Below are 17,134 nucleotides of genomic sequence, written 5' to 3' on the forward strand. Positions count from 1 at the left end.
TCTCACCTAATTTCATTTATTTCTTCATATATTTGTTTTAGTACATAGTCATATCTCTCTTTACCAGCTTCAATCATATCCATCAGCTGAAGTAACTTTCTTGTTCTCTCTTCTGATACAAACTTACCATACTTTTCATTTAAATATTTATTTACGGCCTTACCTAAAGATGTAGGAATCATTTTCTTAGTTTTTTTACTTTCTATCGCATAACGCCTCTTAAGAATCGTATTAATAATCGTTGCATAAGTGCTAGGCCTTCCGATCTCTTTATTTTTCATTTCTATGACCAAATCAGCTTGAGTATATAAATTTACCTTGCTCCTCAAGAACGAACCTTCTAAAGACAAACCGAAATCACAAGGTAATGATTCACAGCCAAGATCTTTCAACCTTGAAACCAATGACTTAGATAGGCGTCTTACAGGCTGATAGATAAACTTCGTTATATTATCTATTTGTACTGGAAGGGAGTAACTCGTAACTAACTCCACATAATTCTGTTCTAGTGGTATGGGATTCCCCTCTTCATCTTTAATTTCAAACTTTACAACCTCTTTTCTAACTTTTAAGGGGACAATTTGACTAGATATGAACCTCCTGAACACAAGATCGTAAACCTTGAAATGGTTGGACGTAAGGGGTTTAGCTAACTCTAAGTCTCCATCCTCAATCATGAGTCTAAGCTGATCCACATCTAAGGGCTTAGTTGGCCTTATTCCTTCATGAGCGCCGTCTTCTCCCCAAGTCCTCGGTTTGAATACCTTTTCATAATTCTGACCTAGAACTTGCTTAAGATAGTTTTCAGCTATTGATATTCCTACGTTAGAGATTCTTGTACTATCGGTTCTGTGGTATGTTATCAGACCTAGTTCGAATAGGTCTTGTGCAATCCTCATTGTTTCTGGAGCAGATAGCCCGAAGAAATTGTTGGCATCTGAAAGTAGAGTATCAGTAGTATAGGGGGGTAAAGGTCCGAAGTCCTCAATTACCTCACTTATTTCCTTAAATGTTACTGTAACGACGTTGTTCTTTCTAACTCCTTCTTGCCTTTGGACATAGAAAGTTATATCCTCGAGCCCTTTTATTCTTCCGTAATAGACCCTAGTTTTAGTCTTGTTATACTCATCGTATCTAGTTACTATCCAGTTAAGTACTGGTGTCTGAACTCTGCCAGCACTTAAGTTTCTGTTCTCTGAACAATCTGTACTCTGATTGTAGTACTTGCTTCTAGCTCTTTCTTTTTCTTCTGTACAATATTTCGGCCAGAACTCAGTTTGAACCTTTTGAGAAAGTTTAAATCCTATCCATCTGTCTTCTATTCTCCTTACTATTTGAGACTCCACGAGGTTCACGTTAAATTCTCTGGGGCTAGATATAGCTTGAATAATAGCCCTTCTTGTAACTTCATGGAATTCAGCTCTCCTAATATTATTGTTATAAGGTCTCAACGCTAAGTACAAATCCCAAGCTATTTTCTCTCCCTCTGTGTCAGGATCAGTTCCTATTAATATTTCGTCAACTTCTAAAGATAGTTTTCTTAGATTTTCTACTGTATACGTCTTATCCGTAATGATATCAGTAGTCCCGCATTTAGGACACTTACCACCTTTATCATAATCAGTGAATTGATGACCGTTTTTACACCTTTTAATTGTGTTATAGTAAGGTAGAAATAGCGCCGAACCATCTTCACTTATTTTGACATCTACTCCATAAATTCCTATGTTATCAGTTGTGAGATCGTAAACATGTCCGCCAGACGCGGTTACCATTAGAATCTTATCCTCCAGAACTGTTTCGTAAACCCTAAGATTTCCTACTTGCCTAGTACTGGGTCTTGAAAAGAAATTAGATATGGTTTTAGCCTTATTCGGCGATTCCACAATTAATAGTACTGTTTTAACCTTTCCGAGTAAGGGAGTAATACCTCCTTCTTTCTTGATCTTGAGTATCTTCTCTCTTTCTTCGTTAATACCATTAATGATCTCAGACAGTTCTACATTTCCTATCTTCCATGAATTTAAATCAAGTTCCTTCCAGTTTATTTCATCTAGTATTAAGGAAATCTTTCTATTAAATATTTCAAATAAGTTTCTATCGTCTACTAGCAGTATTGAAAGGCCAGTTGTCAGATCTCCACCATAAATTCTAGATGTTCTCCCGCTAGCTTGTATATAAGTTAAGTAATCTGGAATTAATATATTTCCGTTCGAGATTACAAAATCTCCCGTTTCACTTATTTTCTTAAGAATATCCTCGTTCTGGAGATAAGAGTTAACAATCCCATAAGCCTTTATTAGTGTGTCATCCTCTAGTTTTCCCTCTCTGGCTTGTTGACTTAACAATGCGAGAGCTGCTGGAGATAATCTCCTGATCTTTCGTCTAATGTGACCAGCTAGTCTAATGATCTCCTGATCCTTAGTAATGAGAGCAATTATACTTAGAATTCTACTTAAAGTAACTAGATTTATAGTCTCTCCTATTCTGAACTTGAATTTCGGAATTCCTACGAATATTGCATATTTAATTCTCCACGGTAAATCAATTCCCCTTACTAAGATACCATAATGAGTTGTTGAGCCTATAAGGATATCAATCTTACCTTCAGCAAATTCCTCTATTTTAGAAGTGCTCGATGAAGCAACCGCTGCTATGCTAAAATCTTTTGAAAGACTTTCCTCTAAAAACTTAGCATATTCTTGACCCTTATCAACTGGGACGAATATAAGACCACCACTGCCGAGCCTCGATAATAACTCTTTTAACAATCTTATAACTTCATTATCGTTAGTGGGTAATTCAGTATAAGCATCGATTATTTTTCGCAAATATATTACTGAGCTTCCAGGCTTAAAACCCATAAGTAGGGAGAAAACGGGGTTACCCTTAGTTAGTGTTGCTGAAGAGAAAACCACAGTTTTGTTTCCTACAATTCCTTTCCTGATTTTTTCTATCTCAGAGAACAGAATGTCTGTATCCTTAACTTTCATCAGTTCCCTGACTTTGTCCATCGCATCTTGCGAAAATCCCACAAGGCGTAAAACCGCTCGTGCACTTTTACTAGATTTCAGTGCAGTATCAACGTCATCTACAAATAGAAAGTCGTATTTTAGATTAGATAAACTATCTATATGATCTATCACAAAACGATTAGTTGAGATGAAAATGTCGAACTCATTCGAATACAAACTCTTATTAAGCTCTTGCCTTTGTGACTCTGTAAGACCTGAGTGATAATATATTATTTTTGCTTCTATACCAGAATTAGAGGAAAAAGTCGACAGTTTATCAAGTGCTTGTTTAACTAGACTCTTGGTTGGAAATATTATTATGGATTTCTTCTTTTTATTTGCATAATATAATGAAGCGACTAGACCGAAGGTAGTCTTTCCTAAACCTGGTGGAGCTATAATTGCGAAACTGTCATTTCGTAAGAGTCTTATGATCCAACTCTTCTGAGGACCATAAGGGGGATAACCTATGGCTGTTCTGAATATTTCACTAAACACATTAAATTCGGACAGAATCTCACTTTCCTTTGAAAGCTTGCTCAAAGTACTAGCACTTTTCAAAGCTTTTATCAAGTCGTTTAGGCTGTGAAATTCAGCCTCATCATTAGAAAAACACCTAGTACATACTGAACCTTTACTCAGTCTGGAAGATGAAATAGCTCCTCCACAATTCGGGCAACTCGACTTATATATAGATGGGGGAATCTCCCTCAAGTTTATACTCATTATTCACTAAATTAGTTAGATATTTAAATATCTACTACTTGGTGCCTTAAAGGCACAGATAGCTTATTTAATAACGAAAATATGATCACATCACAATATGAGCCAAAGTTTGAAGTTTAAAGTAAGCGAAGCGAGACAAAGAGACGTAGGAAAGAAGATCGCTAGGTTATCAGAAAGGGCTATGGCAAAGTTAGGAGTCCAGTTCGGTGATTACATTGAAGTGTCCGGCCCTAACGCTACTACCGTAATGCAAGCTTTTCCAGCATCTGATGATATTGACGATGACGAAATCAGGATCGACGGATATGTTAGAAAGAATATTGGTGTGGGGATTGGGGATGAAGTTATAGTAAGAAAGGCTAATGTAACACCTGCAAATAAAGTAGTTTTAGCACCGACCCAACCCATACGTTTCGATTATAGTTTTGTAGAGTATGTTAAGGATCAATTAATAGACAAACCGGTAACTAAAGGTGATATAATTCCTATACCTGTTTACACTGGAATCGTAGAGTTGGTAGTAATAAGTACGCAACCATCAAATTATGTGCACATAACTCCTGACACGAATGTAGAAATTAAGGAAGAACCGGTGAAAGAAGGGAGTATAAGTTATCCTAGAGTAACTTGGGAAGATATAGGAGATTTAGAAGAAGCTAAGCAGAAGATAAGGGAAATTGCCGAGTGGCCTATGAGACATCCTGAGCTATTCCAGAGGTTAGGTATTGAACCACCTAAAGGAATTCTTCTTTACGGTCCTCCAGGTGTAGGAAAAACTTTACTAGCAAGGGCATTAGCCAACGAGATCGGAGCTTACTTTATTACTATTAACGGACCTGAAATTATGAGTAAGTTCTATGGCGAGAGCGAACAAAGATTAAGAGAGATATTCCAAGAGGCTGAGAAAAACGCACCTGCGATTATATTCATTGATGAAATAGACGCAATAGCACCTAAAAGAGAAGAAGTGACCGGAGAAGTAGAAAAGAGAGTAGTAGCACAACTTCTGACATTAATGGACGGGATAAAGGGTAGAGGAAAAGTAATAGTCATTGGAGCTACTAACAGACCAGACGACATTGACCCAGCTCTTAGAAGGCCTGGGAGATTCGATAGAGAGATTGAAATAAGACCACCTGATACCAAGGGAAGAAAGGAGATATTACAAGTACACACCAGAAATATGCCTTTAGGAGAAGATGTAGACCTTGATAAGTTAGCTGAAATGACGTACGGATATACTGGAGCTGATCTAGCAGCATTAGCTAAGGAGGCAGCTATATCAGCTTTGAGAAGATTTATACAAGAGAAGAAACTGAACTTAGAACAGCAAACTATTCCTGCTGATATATTAAAGGAATTGAAAGTGACAATGCAAGACTTCTTAGATGCAATGAAAAGTATACAGCCTTCATTATTACGTGAGGTTTACGTAGAAGTTCCGAAGGTCAGATGGTCAGATATAGGTGGGTTAGACGATGTCAAACAACAGCTCCGCGAAGCTGCTGAGTGGCCTCTAAGGTTCCCAGAGTTATTTACAAAGAGCGGTATAACTCCGCCTAAGGGTATTCTTTTATTCGGCCCACCTGGGACTGGTAAAACAATGCTGGCAAAAGCAGTAGCAACAGAAAGCGGAGCAAACTTCATAGCAGTAAGAGGACCAGAAGTACTATCAAAATGGGTAGGAGAAAGCGAAAAAGCAATAAGAGAAATATTCAGAAAAGCAAGACAAGCAGCACCAACAGTAATATTCTTCGACGAAATAGACGCAATAGCACCAATGAGAGGACTCTCAGTAGATAGTGGTGTTACTGAAAGAATAGTCAACCAGCTATTAGCTGAAATGGACGGGATAGAGAAACTTGAGAATGTTGTTGTTATTGCTGCTACTAATAGGCCTGATATCTTAGACCCTGCATTACTCAGACCAGGTAGATTCGACAGACTAATCTACGTACCACCACCGGACAAAAAAGCAAGACTAGAAATACTAAAAGTACACACAAAGAACGTCCCACTAGCCGAAGACGTAACATTAGAGGAGATAGCCGAAAAGACGGAAGGATATACTGGAGCAGACTTAGAGGCTTTAGTAAGAGAAGCTACAATTAACGCCATGAGGCAAGCTTATAGAGATTGTGACCAACAAGTTAGAAATTCTTGCCAAGGTAAAGATAATAGTGAAGAATGTTACTTAAAGAATATGAGAGAATGTATGAATAATAAAGCACAAGTTAAAGTAACTAAATCAGATTTCATGAAGGCACTTGAGATAGTGAGAGCTAGTGTAACCCAAGCTGATATACAAAGATATGAGAGAATGGCTAAGGAATTGAAGAGGTCGATAGCATGAAACACTACAAGATTCTTCTTTTCATTGCCGACGGATTAGGTGACAGACCAGTAAGTAAGTTGAATTATAAGACACCTTTAGAAGCTGTAGACAAACCTACTGTGAGGGAGTTGCTTAAATCTTCACTAGTCGGTATGATGGATCCTATTTCACCGGGTGTAGTTGCAGGAAGTGACACTTCCCATCTTTCTATATTTGGCCTAGATCCAAAAAAGTTCTACAAAGGAAGAGGAGCATTTGAAGCTATAGGAGCTGGGGCTAGGTTAAAAGGAGGAGATGTAGCTTTTAGGGGTAATTTTGCAACAGTAGACAATGAGTTCGTAGTTAAGGATAGGAGGGCTGGTAGAAAGATAGAAGAGGCTGAAGACCTCGTAAGAGAGCTCAACGAGAAAATAAAAGAGATCGATGGAGTTGAAGTGAAGTTCTTCCATGGTACAGAACATAGAGTAGCTATAGTATTGAGAGGTAAAGGTCTGAGCGATAAAATATCCGACACAGACCCCCATGAAGTCGGTAAAAAAGTTCTTGATAGCCGCCCACTAACAAATAGTGATGCAGCAAAAAGGACAGCCGAGATAGTAAATAAACTTACGAAGAGGATTTACGAAGTCCTTTCACAATCTGAGTATAACAAGAAGAGAATAGAAAAGGGAGAACTACCGGCTAATATTATCTTACTAAGAGGAGCTTCGGAGTACGAAGAATTACCCGCGTTCGAAAGCTACACTAAGCTGAAGGCTGCAGCAGTTTCTGCAACTGCGTTAATTAAGGGAATATGCGAGCAGTTAGGAATGAAAGTAGTGACCCCAGTTGGGGCCACCGGAGGATTGGACACCAATTACATCGGTAAGGCAGAGGAGGCTGCGAAATTGCTGAACGACTACGACTTCGTCTTTTTGCACTTAAAGGCTACGGACGCAGCTTCTCATGACGGAAATGTGGAAGGTAAAAAATATGCTATAGAGATGATTGACAAAATGATCGGAAAAATTCTTGATAGATTTGGAAGTGAGATAGTAATTGCAATAACTGGAGATCATGCCACACCAGTAGAAGTTAGAGAACACACGGGGGATCCAGTACCGTTTATGCTCTATATACCATATAGTAATTTAGTCTTCGATGACGTTAAGGACTTCAACGAAAGAGAAGCTCGAAAGGGAACTCTAAGAATAAGGGGGCTTGATGTAATGAACTTATTACTTAACTACTCTTATAGAGCAGAAAAATACGGTGCGTAAAGAAACAAAGATGAAGAAGCTCGAAAGGGCTGACAAGTGATGAGCCCGCGCAGGTCGGATGTTTTTATTCACACTTAACTATCCTAAACTTGGTGAAGATTTCCATTACTCTTCTTCTTATTAGATCGTCTATTATTAGGACAACGGCTCCTGCATACGGTTGACCATAAAGTATAATATCTCCGTCTTTTCCGTAAATTACTATTGGAATTACTAATAAATCCTCTTCACCCTCCACATACACGACCTTACTAGCATCCGAGTCAATCTCAAGCAGTTCTTTAATTTTCGAAATTGCTGATAACCTTATCAGCCCGGCTTCGTTTTTTACCCTTTCCATGACTGTCCTCTTTTCAATATTAAACTTACGCCTAGTTTTTCCGTCTACTAATGACAGAAAAGGAGTTAAGTTAAGGTCTAATACAGTCTTAGTTACAACATCACCAACTGTTATTATTCTCGAGTTTTTCCTAGATTTAAGAAAGTGGAGAAGTTCGGCATTGTTTGCGAAAAGAATACCGTACGGTTTTGCCAATTGGTTTCTCAGTTCTTGAGGTAAAATAAAACAATAATCTACTTGACTGTAATCGCGTATCTCCACGGTGTCGATGCCCCAAAGACCTTTGCTACTTCAGAATCTTGGCTTATTATGATAACCATCCCACTCCAATCCTCACTGAAAGACGTTGAGTTACAGATAGGGCATGTAACTGTCTCCAAGGGTACTAGTGCTCTACAATTTTTACAAGCCTTGAATATCTTCTTTTCTGGCATCACTTACTCGCCTTTGAGAGTTCTTGGTTTATCCACTCTAATTTACCTAAGAATGGTTGCTTCATTGTTAGGGCTATCCTTGGCATTCTAGAACCTCCTACTGATATGCTAATTATCCGTGCTCTCACTCTATCTCCCTTCTGAATGACCTTCTTAGACCTCTCTCCTATAAGAATACCTCTATTTTGATCAAATTTCAGGTTATCGTCAGTTATTTGTGATATATGAACTAGACCGTCAACCGGACCTATATTGACGTATATACCATAGTTATCTACTTGATTCACCTCACCTTCAACTATTTCATGCATCATTGGTGCATAAACTAACATATTGAACTCTACCTCATGGTAAGTTGCGCCGTCTCCGAAGATTATATATCCTTCCTCGTTTGCTTTAGCATCAAACACGCCGAGTACAAGTCCGATATCCTTTAATACTTTTTCTTGGTATTCTTGTCTCAGAATTTGTAACGCGACATCATCGATAGGCTGACCGAAGTAGTCTGGAGGTATTCTAACGATACCCTTGGCTTTAATGAGTTTAAACATAGAGGTATCAGACTAGATAATAAAACTAAGACTTATATTTTTACTCTTCTGCCTAAGGTATAAAACTTTTATACCCATTTTTAACGCTCTTCGTCTTAAAGATAAATCGTTCGTAAATATCGCCATATCATATTTCTTACTTACCTTTAGCAAGTGAGTATCCACGTCAATATTATTGTCCTCCTCATCTATCTCACTCCAATAATTTCTATACGCGTCTAGATACTTTAATGCAACTTGAACTTTCATTTGCATTAAAGGACCGCCTACTTCGGCTAATTTTCTTAACTCTTTTAAGACAGATTTAGTTAGATAAAAAGCCGGTTTATAATCTAAAAACCGAACAACTCTTTCAAATGGGTCAAACCTATCGTAAACATATAACAGAATATTTGTATCTACGAGAATCTTCAGAAATTGATTAGACCCCATCCCACTAATCTCCATCTTCCTCCTATCTGCCTACTTATCACAGCTCTAAGACCTTTATCCCACGCCACAATAGGTCTCTTAAGCTCAACTTCTATCCTATTCGATTTTATGGACTTAATTACACCAAGTGTAGTTGAAGAACCTATAGTGATCATGATCGTTTCCTTCGGTTTTAAATTATCTACTTTTATCAGTTCTTTACTACCTACTACCCGTTCTAAAAGCTGATAGTCTTCAATGACCATGTCAAAAAGTACGGGTACATCATGGTTGGCTTTCACTACAACGCTTCCAACTAAGCTATCGGCTTTAACATAAGAGGGATCTAATTCAGTACCTATTGCCATCAATCCACCTGGTTTTGCCTCCTTTACTTCAAGGTCTGAGAACCTAATGGAAGTTATTCTTGAATACAAGGGCTGATACTCTACTTTACCGCCAGACTTCTCTATTCTAATACCTGGTAATACTTTTATCTCGTCTCCTACCTCTAATTTACCTTGTATTATACTGCCTCCTAATACACCTCCTTTTAACTCATTATAAGATGTTCCAGGCTTATTAACATCGAAACTCCTTATTACTAACATTATAGGAGGTTTAGATAAGTCCCTCTCTGGTGTAGGTATGTATTTTTGTATACTTTCAATTAATGCATCAATATTTATTTTGTGAAGAGCACTTACAGGTATTATTGGCGCACCTTCCGCCCATGTCCCCTTAAGGAACCCCCTGATTTGTTTGTATTGTTTTATAGCCTCCTCCTTAGGTACTACATCGACCTTGTTTTGAACAATAATTAGGTTTTTAATATTTATAATACCTAACGCAAAAAAATGTTCTCTAGTTTGAGGCTGAGGAAAAGGTTCGTTTGCAGCTACAACTAAAATAGCACCATCCATCAGAGCCGCTCCAGATAACATAGTAGCCATTAGGACTTCGTGACCTGGAGCGTCAATGAAAGAAACTTTTCTCAGAAACTTAGGCTCTTCAGTACTACCACAATGTGCACATGAGGGCTCAGTAACATACGCCTCTGGGACTTTACAACTCTCACAAAATCCTATATTCGCTTCAGCGTAACCTAACTTGATTGTCATTCCTCTTTTTAATTCCTCTGAGTGTTTTGAAGTCCATATTCCAGTAATAGCTTGAACTAAAGTAGTCTTACCGTGATCAACGTGACCTACTACACCTATGTTTACTTCTGGCTGAACTTGTGGCCAAGACAAAAGTTTTTTCACCTAACTAATATAGTATTAACCTGAACTATTTCAGCAGTGATCATATTTCCGCGAACGGTCTTCTTCTTTCTCATACCGTCTTCAGTAGGATAGAAACCGGGAGGGGAGCTCAGTAACAGCCTCCTTTTAGCACCGCCTTGAACGTCAAATCTCATCGGGAAGCCTGAGTTATCTGACCCACCGGTTATCTTAAGTTTCAGGGGTACTCCGGATATGTTTACGTCAACTACATCCCCTATTTTTGCCCCTATTAAACTGGGGACTTTTGACTGGTCTACTGAGACCTGGAAGGCTTTAGTTCTGTAAGCTATTGCTTCAAACTCATTGGCACCGAATTTCTCTCCCATCTGCTGGGAAATCCATATCTCATTTTGGGGGACGGAGTTATCTACCTCGACCTTAAAGTGACCCTTTATTTTTAACTTTTTATCTCCCTCCTGCTTTTCTATCTCGACTGTCACGAACTGGTCTAAACCGAGATCTTGTTTAGTCTTCTCATTAAGTTTGGCCGAGGGTATTGCTTTTCCGTCCTTCTCTCCCTGATTAACCTGAACTGCATCAGATACTTTAACTTTAACCTTAGCTGTTTTAGGCTCTTTTGTTTGCGGGTCAGATATGACAATCTTGAAGTCAGGCACTCTTTATCCCTTTAAGCTAAATCAAAACACAAGTATATAAAATCGAAGTTAATAATTTGACCTATGATTGGCGTATTACTAGTTTTACACGGAAGTAAAGTTAGTGAGTGGAAAGAAGTTGCAATAAAGTATGCTGACTTACTTAGAAAGTATTTTTCAGTAGTCGAGTACGGGTTCATCGAGTTTAACGAACCTAGTATCACCGACGCAGCTAAGAAGCTTATTGAAAAAGGTGTAGATAGTATAGTTGTAGTCCCACTGCTTTTTGCTGCGGGAACGCACTTTAAGAGGGATATTCCTAAACAGCTTCAATCAGTGTCAAATAAAGTTAAAATAATAGTCGCTGAGCCAATAGGAGTAGACCATAGGGTTGCAGAAATTCTCAAAGAAAGAGTGGAAAAATCATTGAGCTCCTGAAACGAGAAGTTCTGCTTTCTCAGGCTCGTATCTCCATCCTTGAGGTAACTTACCTACCTCTACGTAGTACCTTACTAATCTTCTTATCTTAGACTCGGTCTCCTCTAACCCTCTCTTGGCTTTCTTATCCTTAGGATGCTCAAACAAGTGTCTTCTTATGTTAACAGCCTTCTTTATTAAATTGTATAAATCTTCTGGAATCTTAGGTGCTAAACCTTTCTCCTCTAATATCTGAACTACTTTTTTACCAGCTATTTGCCTAACTAGTGGTACTCCGTATTGGTCTCTCAATATGAGCCCTATCATACTTGGAGGATATCCTTTCTTAGCTAATTCTTCTATAAGTAACTCCACTTCTTCCCTAGTGAACCTAACCCACTTAGGAGCTCCAGTCCTGACGGGTCTAGTAGAGTGACTTTGACCATGAGCTCGTTTCTTATTCACGTCATTCACCTGTTAAACAATGGTTTCAGATTAGTAGTAGTATAACCCTTTCTTTTAAGTTCTTCTCTCACTATTAATGTACCCTTCACCATGTTATCCATCTTTTGAAAAGCCACAGACCTAGGCAAAAGCTTCAGTCCGCAGTCGGGGTTCACCCACACTCTTTCTGGCTTAAAGTGTTCCAATAACATTCTTAAATCATTAGCTACTTCCTCAGGCGACTCCACCCTTCTGTTATGAACGTCTATTACTCCTACTCCTATTTCACCATCCCATTTCTCGAAAAGTTTCACTGGTTCATAATTGTAGTTTTTCAGAGCTAGGTTAATTTGGTCAACTTTTAATCTGTCCAAATAAGGCTCTAGGTACGAATATTCACCGTAACACACGTGCATAACGACCTTAACACCAATTCCCTCAATAGACTCATTTACAGCTTCTACTGCCCATTCTACTTCATCCTTCCTAGTGTGGATAGCAGGTTCATCAACTTGGATGACCTTTATTCCAGCCTCCACTAGCTTTTTCATTTCAGTGTTAAGTACTTTTGCCAGATCGAATGCCAGATCTCTCTTACTCTTGTAGTATTCATTGTAAGACCACTCGGCTATTGTATAAGGACCGGTAATCGTTACTTTCAGATAAGGAGTGTAACTGGCTTCCTTAGCAAATAGGGCTTCTTCGAGTAACATAGGCTCTTTATACGTTATCTTACCTACTACAGATGGTTTCCTATAGTAATGATCACCCCATACCCTAACGAAGCCGTAAAACCTAAAACCGCCTAGTCTCTCCGCAAAGAACTCTACCATTTCATCTCTTCTCATCTCACCATCTGTAGGAATATCTATTCCTGCTTTTTGATGGTCTCTGAGCACTGCTATCACAGCATCATTAAACGCTTCCTTCATATCTTGCTCGTTAAGTTTACCTTGATGATATAGTCTTATAGCTTCTCTTAACCATTTGGGCCTTGGATAACTACCGATTACCGTAGTTGGTAAAATAGGGAGCTCATCCATTTAGTATCATCTCCTTCGCCCTCTGTAATATTTTAAACTTTCTCTTTACTATGAGCTCAGGTATTAAATCGTTGAAGGTAGAATTCCCCAAGATTAATTTAGTTATACCCTTCTCTTTAGCGTTATTTGCAATCCTCTTTATTGTAGAGATCTTATCTAACTTAGTGTTTCTTGAGTCCAAAACACCGAAATACACTTGCCTATCTTTGCTGATATTGTATAGCATTCCAATCATGGGTTTGTTATCCTCTGTTACATCAAAGCCGTAAACATCTACTGGTAACTTAAAATAGTCGTCAATGACGTCGAACTTTATGTTGAAATATGTGATAATGTGTTTTTCTTTATTTATTCCGTTAAACATTGTCTTATAGTACTCCTTTAAGTTCTCTAATCTTTGCTTTCTCACTCTATCTTGAAAGAAATAAGGCTCATGTATTTCCACGGCGTCATAGTATTTCTCCGTATCCTTAAGTAAAGAGTTTACTACGTAGGAGTAATCCATCATTAAATCTTCTGTCTTGCCTTTATAGTGCACGTTCTTGGACATATACGTAAATGACAGCGGCCCTAATATAACAGCCTTTAATTTCAGACTTTTCATTACATTCTTCTTTGCTAATTCCATGTACTTAACGTAATCATTAGATTCTCTGTACTCCAATTTAGACTTAATTACAATATGGCGATAGTAGAAGTTGTTATCGAAAAATCTATCTAACGCTCCCTTTTCAACACCCTTGAGAAAAGAGTAGGTTAAGTCTACTATATCGTCCCATTCTACCATTCCATCTGTTACATAGTCTACTTTATATTCCTCCATTAGTCCGAAGAAATCTTTCTGAAATTTATCTATTTCTTCTATTACTTTAGACTCTTCGACATTACCGTTTCTATATCTAGTTATTATCTTGGCTATCTTTATAGATCTAGGATAGCTACCCACCAGTGCTGTATAGATCTCCATCAAGATAGTTTAGGAGCAAGCAAATAAGTAACTTTCCCCCCTCCTTCCATGCTGAATTCCATTTGCAAAGGTTTCTGATCCGAAAAGGCTAGCTTAGTATAGTCTGACAGTTTAGTTAGCTGTAAAACGTTGTCAATGTAATTAATGTCATAAGTAGCTGTTGCCTCTTTAGTAAACTCTATGTCAGCCAAAGCACCGGTCTCCTTTGTAAACTCACTTTCTACTTTACTCTCTTCACCTCCTCTGATTACTACCTTTTCTTCAGTTGCATATATCGTTACACTGTCTTTACTAACTTGTGAAACCTCACTGATAGCGGTTTTCAGACCTTTCGAGGAAATTGAAGCTTTTACATCGAACTCAAAATTGGCTTCTGGTATTTCAGGGGGTAAAACTTGAATATTCCTTATATTGAAATCACGATTTATAGCACCTATAATAGTCAACTTTACTACCTCCTCGTTATCTGCATCTAATGAAATTGCTTGTTTTCCTTTCACAGCTTTCATCAGTTTCGACATATACTGAGTGTTAAATCCGAATTTGTATTCTTCCTGAACTTCATATTCTTTAAACATTTCTGCAGGTAAATCAATATTAATTAAAGATATTTTTGCCCTATCTACAGCAGTCAATTTTATACCTTCTGGTTTGATTTCGAAAAGAGCTTCATCAACCAACTTAGTGAGAGTTTGTATAATAGCCTTTATGTCTCGTGCATCATCGTAATATACATGCATAAAATAAATTAAGTTATTTAGCTCTTATTTTTTGCGTGATCCTACCCCGTATAATCATTTCTTCAGACAGAAGTAACTCAGGTAAGACGCTAATAACTTCTGGGATAGCCAGAGCACTATCCAAAAAGTTTAAAGTGAGGGCTTTTAAAGCTGGACCGGATTTCATAGACCCTAAGTACTTAAAAATAGCTACCGGTTCACCGGCAATCAATCTAGACATTTGGCTCATGGGAGAGGATGGAGTAAAGCAGACACTAGCAAAATACAGCAAGGGTTACCATCTTGGTATAATTGAAGGAGTGATGGGTCTATATGATGGAGTTGATACTAGATACAGCACTTACGAGCTATCCAAAATAACCCATACGCCCATAGTTCTGGTAATAAATTGTAGTAGCCTAGCTAGCACGGCAGGTGCTATAATAAAAGGACTGAAAGAGTATGGAAACGCTAATGTAAAAGGAGTAATATTTAACCAAGTAGGTTCAACTACTCACTTTAATTATTGCAAAAGATCAGTTCCAGAAGGCATCGAGGTTCTCGGCAACATAAACTTCGATAAACAACTTACAATTCCATCAAGGCATTTAGGTCTATACACAACCGAAGACTTCAACAAAGCTGAAGAAGTGATTAGTTACGCCTCCAGACTTGTAGAAGAAAACGTAGATTTAGATAGACTGGTAGAAATTTCACAAGATACAAAGCCGATAGATAATGAAGTGACTATTGAGGATCAATCTAAACAAGAGGGAATCGCCTATATTGCACTGGATTCCGCGTTCAACTTTTACTATGAAGCTAACCTAGACTTCTTAAGGAAAAAATATAAGCTCGAGTTCTTTAGCCCTCTAAATAACGACAGACCTACAGAAACTCCAGACTTTATATATATCGGAGGCGGTTATCCTGAGTTACATCTAGAAGAGTTAGAGAATTCTGCTTTGACAAAAGAATGGATAAAGAGAAACTCTGAGCGAGGTGTTAAAATACTAGGTGAATGTGGAGGACTCATGTATCTTTCTAAAGAGTTGATCGATGCTCAAGGAAGGTCGTATCGTATGGTTAACGTATTCGATATATCGATAAAGACTAAGGATAGGCTGACTATAGGTTATACTGAGTTAGAGCCGATTAGGATTAATTATCTATCATCTTCCACAATCAAAGGACATGAGTTTCACGTCTCTAAGCCAACTCAAGTAGGAACTGATGTTCAGTTTGCGTTCAGAAATAAGATCGGAAAAGGTATATGGGAGGGAAAAGATGGTGTATTATATGAAAACACTATAGGATTGTATTCTCACTTATACTTTTCACGAATTTGAAGTCTGTTGTCTCTTTAACTCCATTCTTTTAACTCTATTAAGAACTTCCAAGAGTCTATCTATATCATTTGTGTAAAGTCTTATTTTGTATGGAAGCTTTGAAGTTTTAGAATCTATCTCTACATATTTCTTCTCCCTGTTCTCTATTATCTCAGCGTTGACCAAATGCCTCGAATGTAAGAATACGCCGCTTTTATCTGTGGATAATATTCCTTTCTCTGTTACTTTATAACTTGAGGGAGCCATAGCGTCCATCATCTGGATTTTTATCAGTCTACGATAGACGAACATGTTGAAAAGATACAGAGCTTCAAAGTAGATTAAGTAAATTGCTAATTTCTCGTATTGTGTTACACTATCTACAATTTTTAATAATACATAGTCATAAAATAGAAATATTATTATTATGTACAAAATCATTATACCGAACGACTTAAAGTTAGCTACGGCAAGTTGTTGCATTTTCTGAACATACTCCATATCCTTCTGTATGAGACTTCCGGCATTCTTCTCTTCAAACAATGTATTTGACTTGTATATCTCACCCATATATTTTCTCTCCGCTAACATAGGGTTACTTTTAGCCATCATAACGCTGGATATCCCCATTATCACGACAATATAAAGGACATAAACAGGCAAGAAGTATTGAGGATAAAGAGATAGAACAAAAGACATTAAAATCATTAGCCCTTGCGATATCAGTATCATCTTCCAGTTGTAGGGATTGGGATATCCTTGAGGATAACCAGACATACTTAATCATACTCTATTAATGTGGGGTAATAAATATCTGTTGTAACATGTCTCTTACACAACGTTTAGTAATTAGTGCGCTATTTATTACATTAATCCTATTGTCAGTGAATAAAGTAACGGTCTTTTCGGGGTTCCAGAGTTCCACTAGCTCTACAATATCCCTACCGTCGTTAGAAATAAAGATAAGCGTTATTCAGGATTACGTTAACTCTCAGTTAAACATAACGTACAATTTTAACGGATTTCAGTTAACGTTTAATGTAACGGATAATACCTCAGCCTTAAAACTGAGGTTGCCTAGCACCCTACATTATGTAGTTTCTCAAACAATCAACTGTACAGAAATTATCATTCCATCCAGCTATTTGCTGATGTATTTTTATAACAACTCATATTTTACAATAAATTTGTATGATTCTTCTCAAAATGCTACTATAGTAGTATCGCTAGTACAAGAAGTATATAACTTGTCAGAAACTTTTTT

Annotated in this window: 16 protein-coding genes; 4 read left to right on the forward strand and 12 right to left on the reverse strand. The window is 37.7% G+C overall.

The features are described from left to right. Window positions 1-2: 2 nt before the first annotated feature. Window positions 3-3,740 carry a reverse gyrase gene (gene rgy, locus WIW52_RS04515; protein ID WP_443295532.1) on the reverse strand — a complete coding sequence of 1,246 codons (3,738 nt, stop codon included), beginning with the start codon at window positions 3,738-3,740 and terminating at the stop codon, window positions 3-5. A 97-nt stretch (window positions 3,741-3,837) separates the two neighbouring features. Between rgy and WIW52_RS04520 the strand changes: the two genes are divergently transcribed. Both WIW52_RS04520 and WIW52_RS04525 read left to right on the forward strand, forming a co-directional pair. Continuing rightward, on the forward strand, window positions 3,838-6,093 hold the full coding sequence (locus WIW52_RS04520) for a CDC48 family AAA ATPase (protein ID WP_337708886.1): 2,256 nt from the start codon (window positions 3,838-3,840) through the stop codon (window positions 6,091-6,093). Further along, a complete protein-coding gene (locus WIW52_RS04525) occupies window positions 6,090-7,334 on the forward strand; it encodes a 2,3-bisphosphoglycerate-independent phosphoglycerate mutase (RefSeq protein WP_337708888.1) in 1,245 nt (414 codons plus the stop codon). The genes WIW52_RS04520 and WIW52_RS04525 overlap by 4 nt, the downstream gene beginning before the upstream one ends. 64 nt (window positions 7,335-7,398) lie before the next feature. On the opposite strand, the gene WIW52_RS04530 is transcribed toward WIW52_RS04525, so the two are convergent. The 6 genes from WIW52_RS04530 to WIW52_RS04555 are packed head-to-tail and all read right to left on the reverse strand — an operon-like array spanning window position 7,399 to window position 10,973. Further along, window positions 7,399-7,935, reverse strand: coding sequence for a GTP-dependent dephospho-CoA kinase family protein (locus tag WIW52_RS04530; protein WP_337708891.1), 537 nt, complete (start codon window positions 7,933-7,935; stop codon window positions 7,399-7,401). Continuing rightward, window positions 7,908-8,108: a transcription elongation factor subunit Spt4 gene (gene spt4 / locus WIW52_RS04535; RefSeq protein ID WP_337708892.1), complete on the reverse strand. Its 201-nt coding sequence runs from the start codon at window positions 8,106-8,108 to the stop codon at window positions 7,908-7,910. Before spt4 ends, WIW52_RS04530 begins: the two co-directional genes overlap by 28 nt. Continuing rightward, entirely contained in the window at window positions 8,108-8,659 is a 552-nt protein-coding gene (locus tag WIW52_RS04540; protein ID WP_337700614.1) for a DNA-directed RNA polymerase, read from the reverse strand. Before WIW52_RS04540 ends, spt4 begins: the two co-directional genes overlap by 1 nt. Window positions 8,660-8,671: 12 nt before the next feature. Next, entirely contained in the window at window positions 8,672-9,091 is a 420-nt protein-coding gene (locus WIW52_RS04545; RefSeq protein WP_337708893.1) for a PIN domain-containing protein, read from the reverse strand. Next, a complete protein-coding gene (locus WIW52_RS04550) occupies window positions 9,070-10,323 on the reverse strand; it encodes a translation initiation factor IF-2 subunit gamma (protein ID WP_337708894.1) in 1,254 nt (417 codons plus the stop codon). Before WIW52_RS04550 ends, WIW52_RS04545 begins: the two co-directional genes overlap by 22 nt. Before the next feature lie 8 nt (window positions 10,324-10,331). Further along, a complete protein-coding gene (locus WIW52_RS04555) occupies window positions 10,332-10,973 on the reverse strand; it encodes a 30S ribosomal protein S6e (RefSeq protein ID WP_337708896.1) in 642 nt (213 codons plus the stop codon). 63 nt (window positions 10,974-11,036) lie between these two features. Here WIW52_RS04555 and WIW52_RS04560 point away from each other — a divergent pair, with 63 nt between their 5' ends. Continuing rightward, window positions 11,037-11,390, forward strand: a complete 354-nt coding sequence (locus tag WIW52_RS04560; RefSeq protein ID WP_337700622.1) for a CbiX/SirB N-terminal domain-containing protein — start codon at window positions 11,037-11,039, stop codon at window positions 11,388-11,390. Here the strand turns inward: WIW52_RS04560 and WIW52_RS04565 are convergent. From WIW52_RS04565 to pcn, 4 genes are read right to left on the reverse strand one after another with little or no spacing between them, the layout of a single operon-like run. After that, complete coding sequence (locus WIW52_RS04565) at window positions 11,376-11,834, reverse strand: 30S ribosomal protein S15 (RefSeq protein ID WP_337700624.1); 459 nt, start codon at window positions 11,832-11,834, stop codon at window positions 11,376-11,378. The genes WIW52_RS04560 and WIW52_RS04565 overlap by 15 nt on opposite strands. 5 nt (window positions 11,835-11,839) lie before the next feature. Continuing rightward, window positions 11,840-12,856, reverse strand: a complete 1,017-nt coding sequence (locus WIW52_RS04570) for a methionine synthase (protein WP_337708898.1) — start codon at window positions 12,854-12,856, stop codon at window positions 11,840-11,842. Next, entirely contained in the window at window positions 12,849-13,823 is a 975-nt protein-coding gene (locus tag WIW52_RS04575) for a 5-methyltetrahydropteroyltriglutamate--homocysteine methyltransferase (protein ID WP_337700628.1), read from the reverse strand. The genes WIW52_RS04570 and WIW52_RS04575 overlap by 8 nt, the downstream gene beginning before the upstream one ends. Then, on the reverse strand, window positions 13,823-14,563 hold the full coding sequence (gene pcn / locus WIW52_RS04580) for a proliferating cell nuclear antigen (pcna) (RefSeq protein ID WP_337700630.1): 741 nt from the start codon (window positions 14,561-14,563) through the stop codon (window positions 13,823-13,825). Before pcn ends, WIW52_RS04575 begins: the two co-directional genes overlap by 1 nt. A gap of 35 nt (window positions 14,564-14,598) precedes the next feature. Here pcn and WIW52_RS04585 point away from each other — a divergent pair, with 35 nt between their 5' ends. Further along, the gene (locus tag WIW52_RS04585) at window positions 14,599-15,891 is read left to right on the forward strand and encodes a cobyrinate a,c-diamide synthase (RefSeq protein WP_337708900.1); all 1,293 of its coding nucleotides are present in this window, start codon (window positions 14,599-14,601) and stop codon (window positions 15,889-15,891) included. Here WIW52_RS04585 and WIW52_RS04590 read toward each other — a convergent pair. Continuing rightward, window positions 15,880-16,647: a DUF2208 domain-containing protein gene (locus WIW52_RS04590; protein WP_337708902.1), complete on the reverse strand. Its 768-nt coding sequence runs from the start codon at window positions 16,645-16,647 to the stop codon at window positions 15,880-15,882. The two genes, WIW52_RS04585 and WIW52_RS04590, sit on opposite strands and share 12 nt — an antisense overlap. Window positions 16,648-17,134 lie beyond the last annotated feature (487 nt).

The organism is Stygiolobus sp. RP850M (assembly GCF_037389295.1).
Lineage (GTDB): Archaea > Thermoproteota > Thermoprotei_A > Sulfolobales > Sulfolobaceae > Stygiolobus.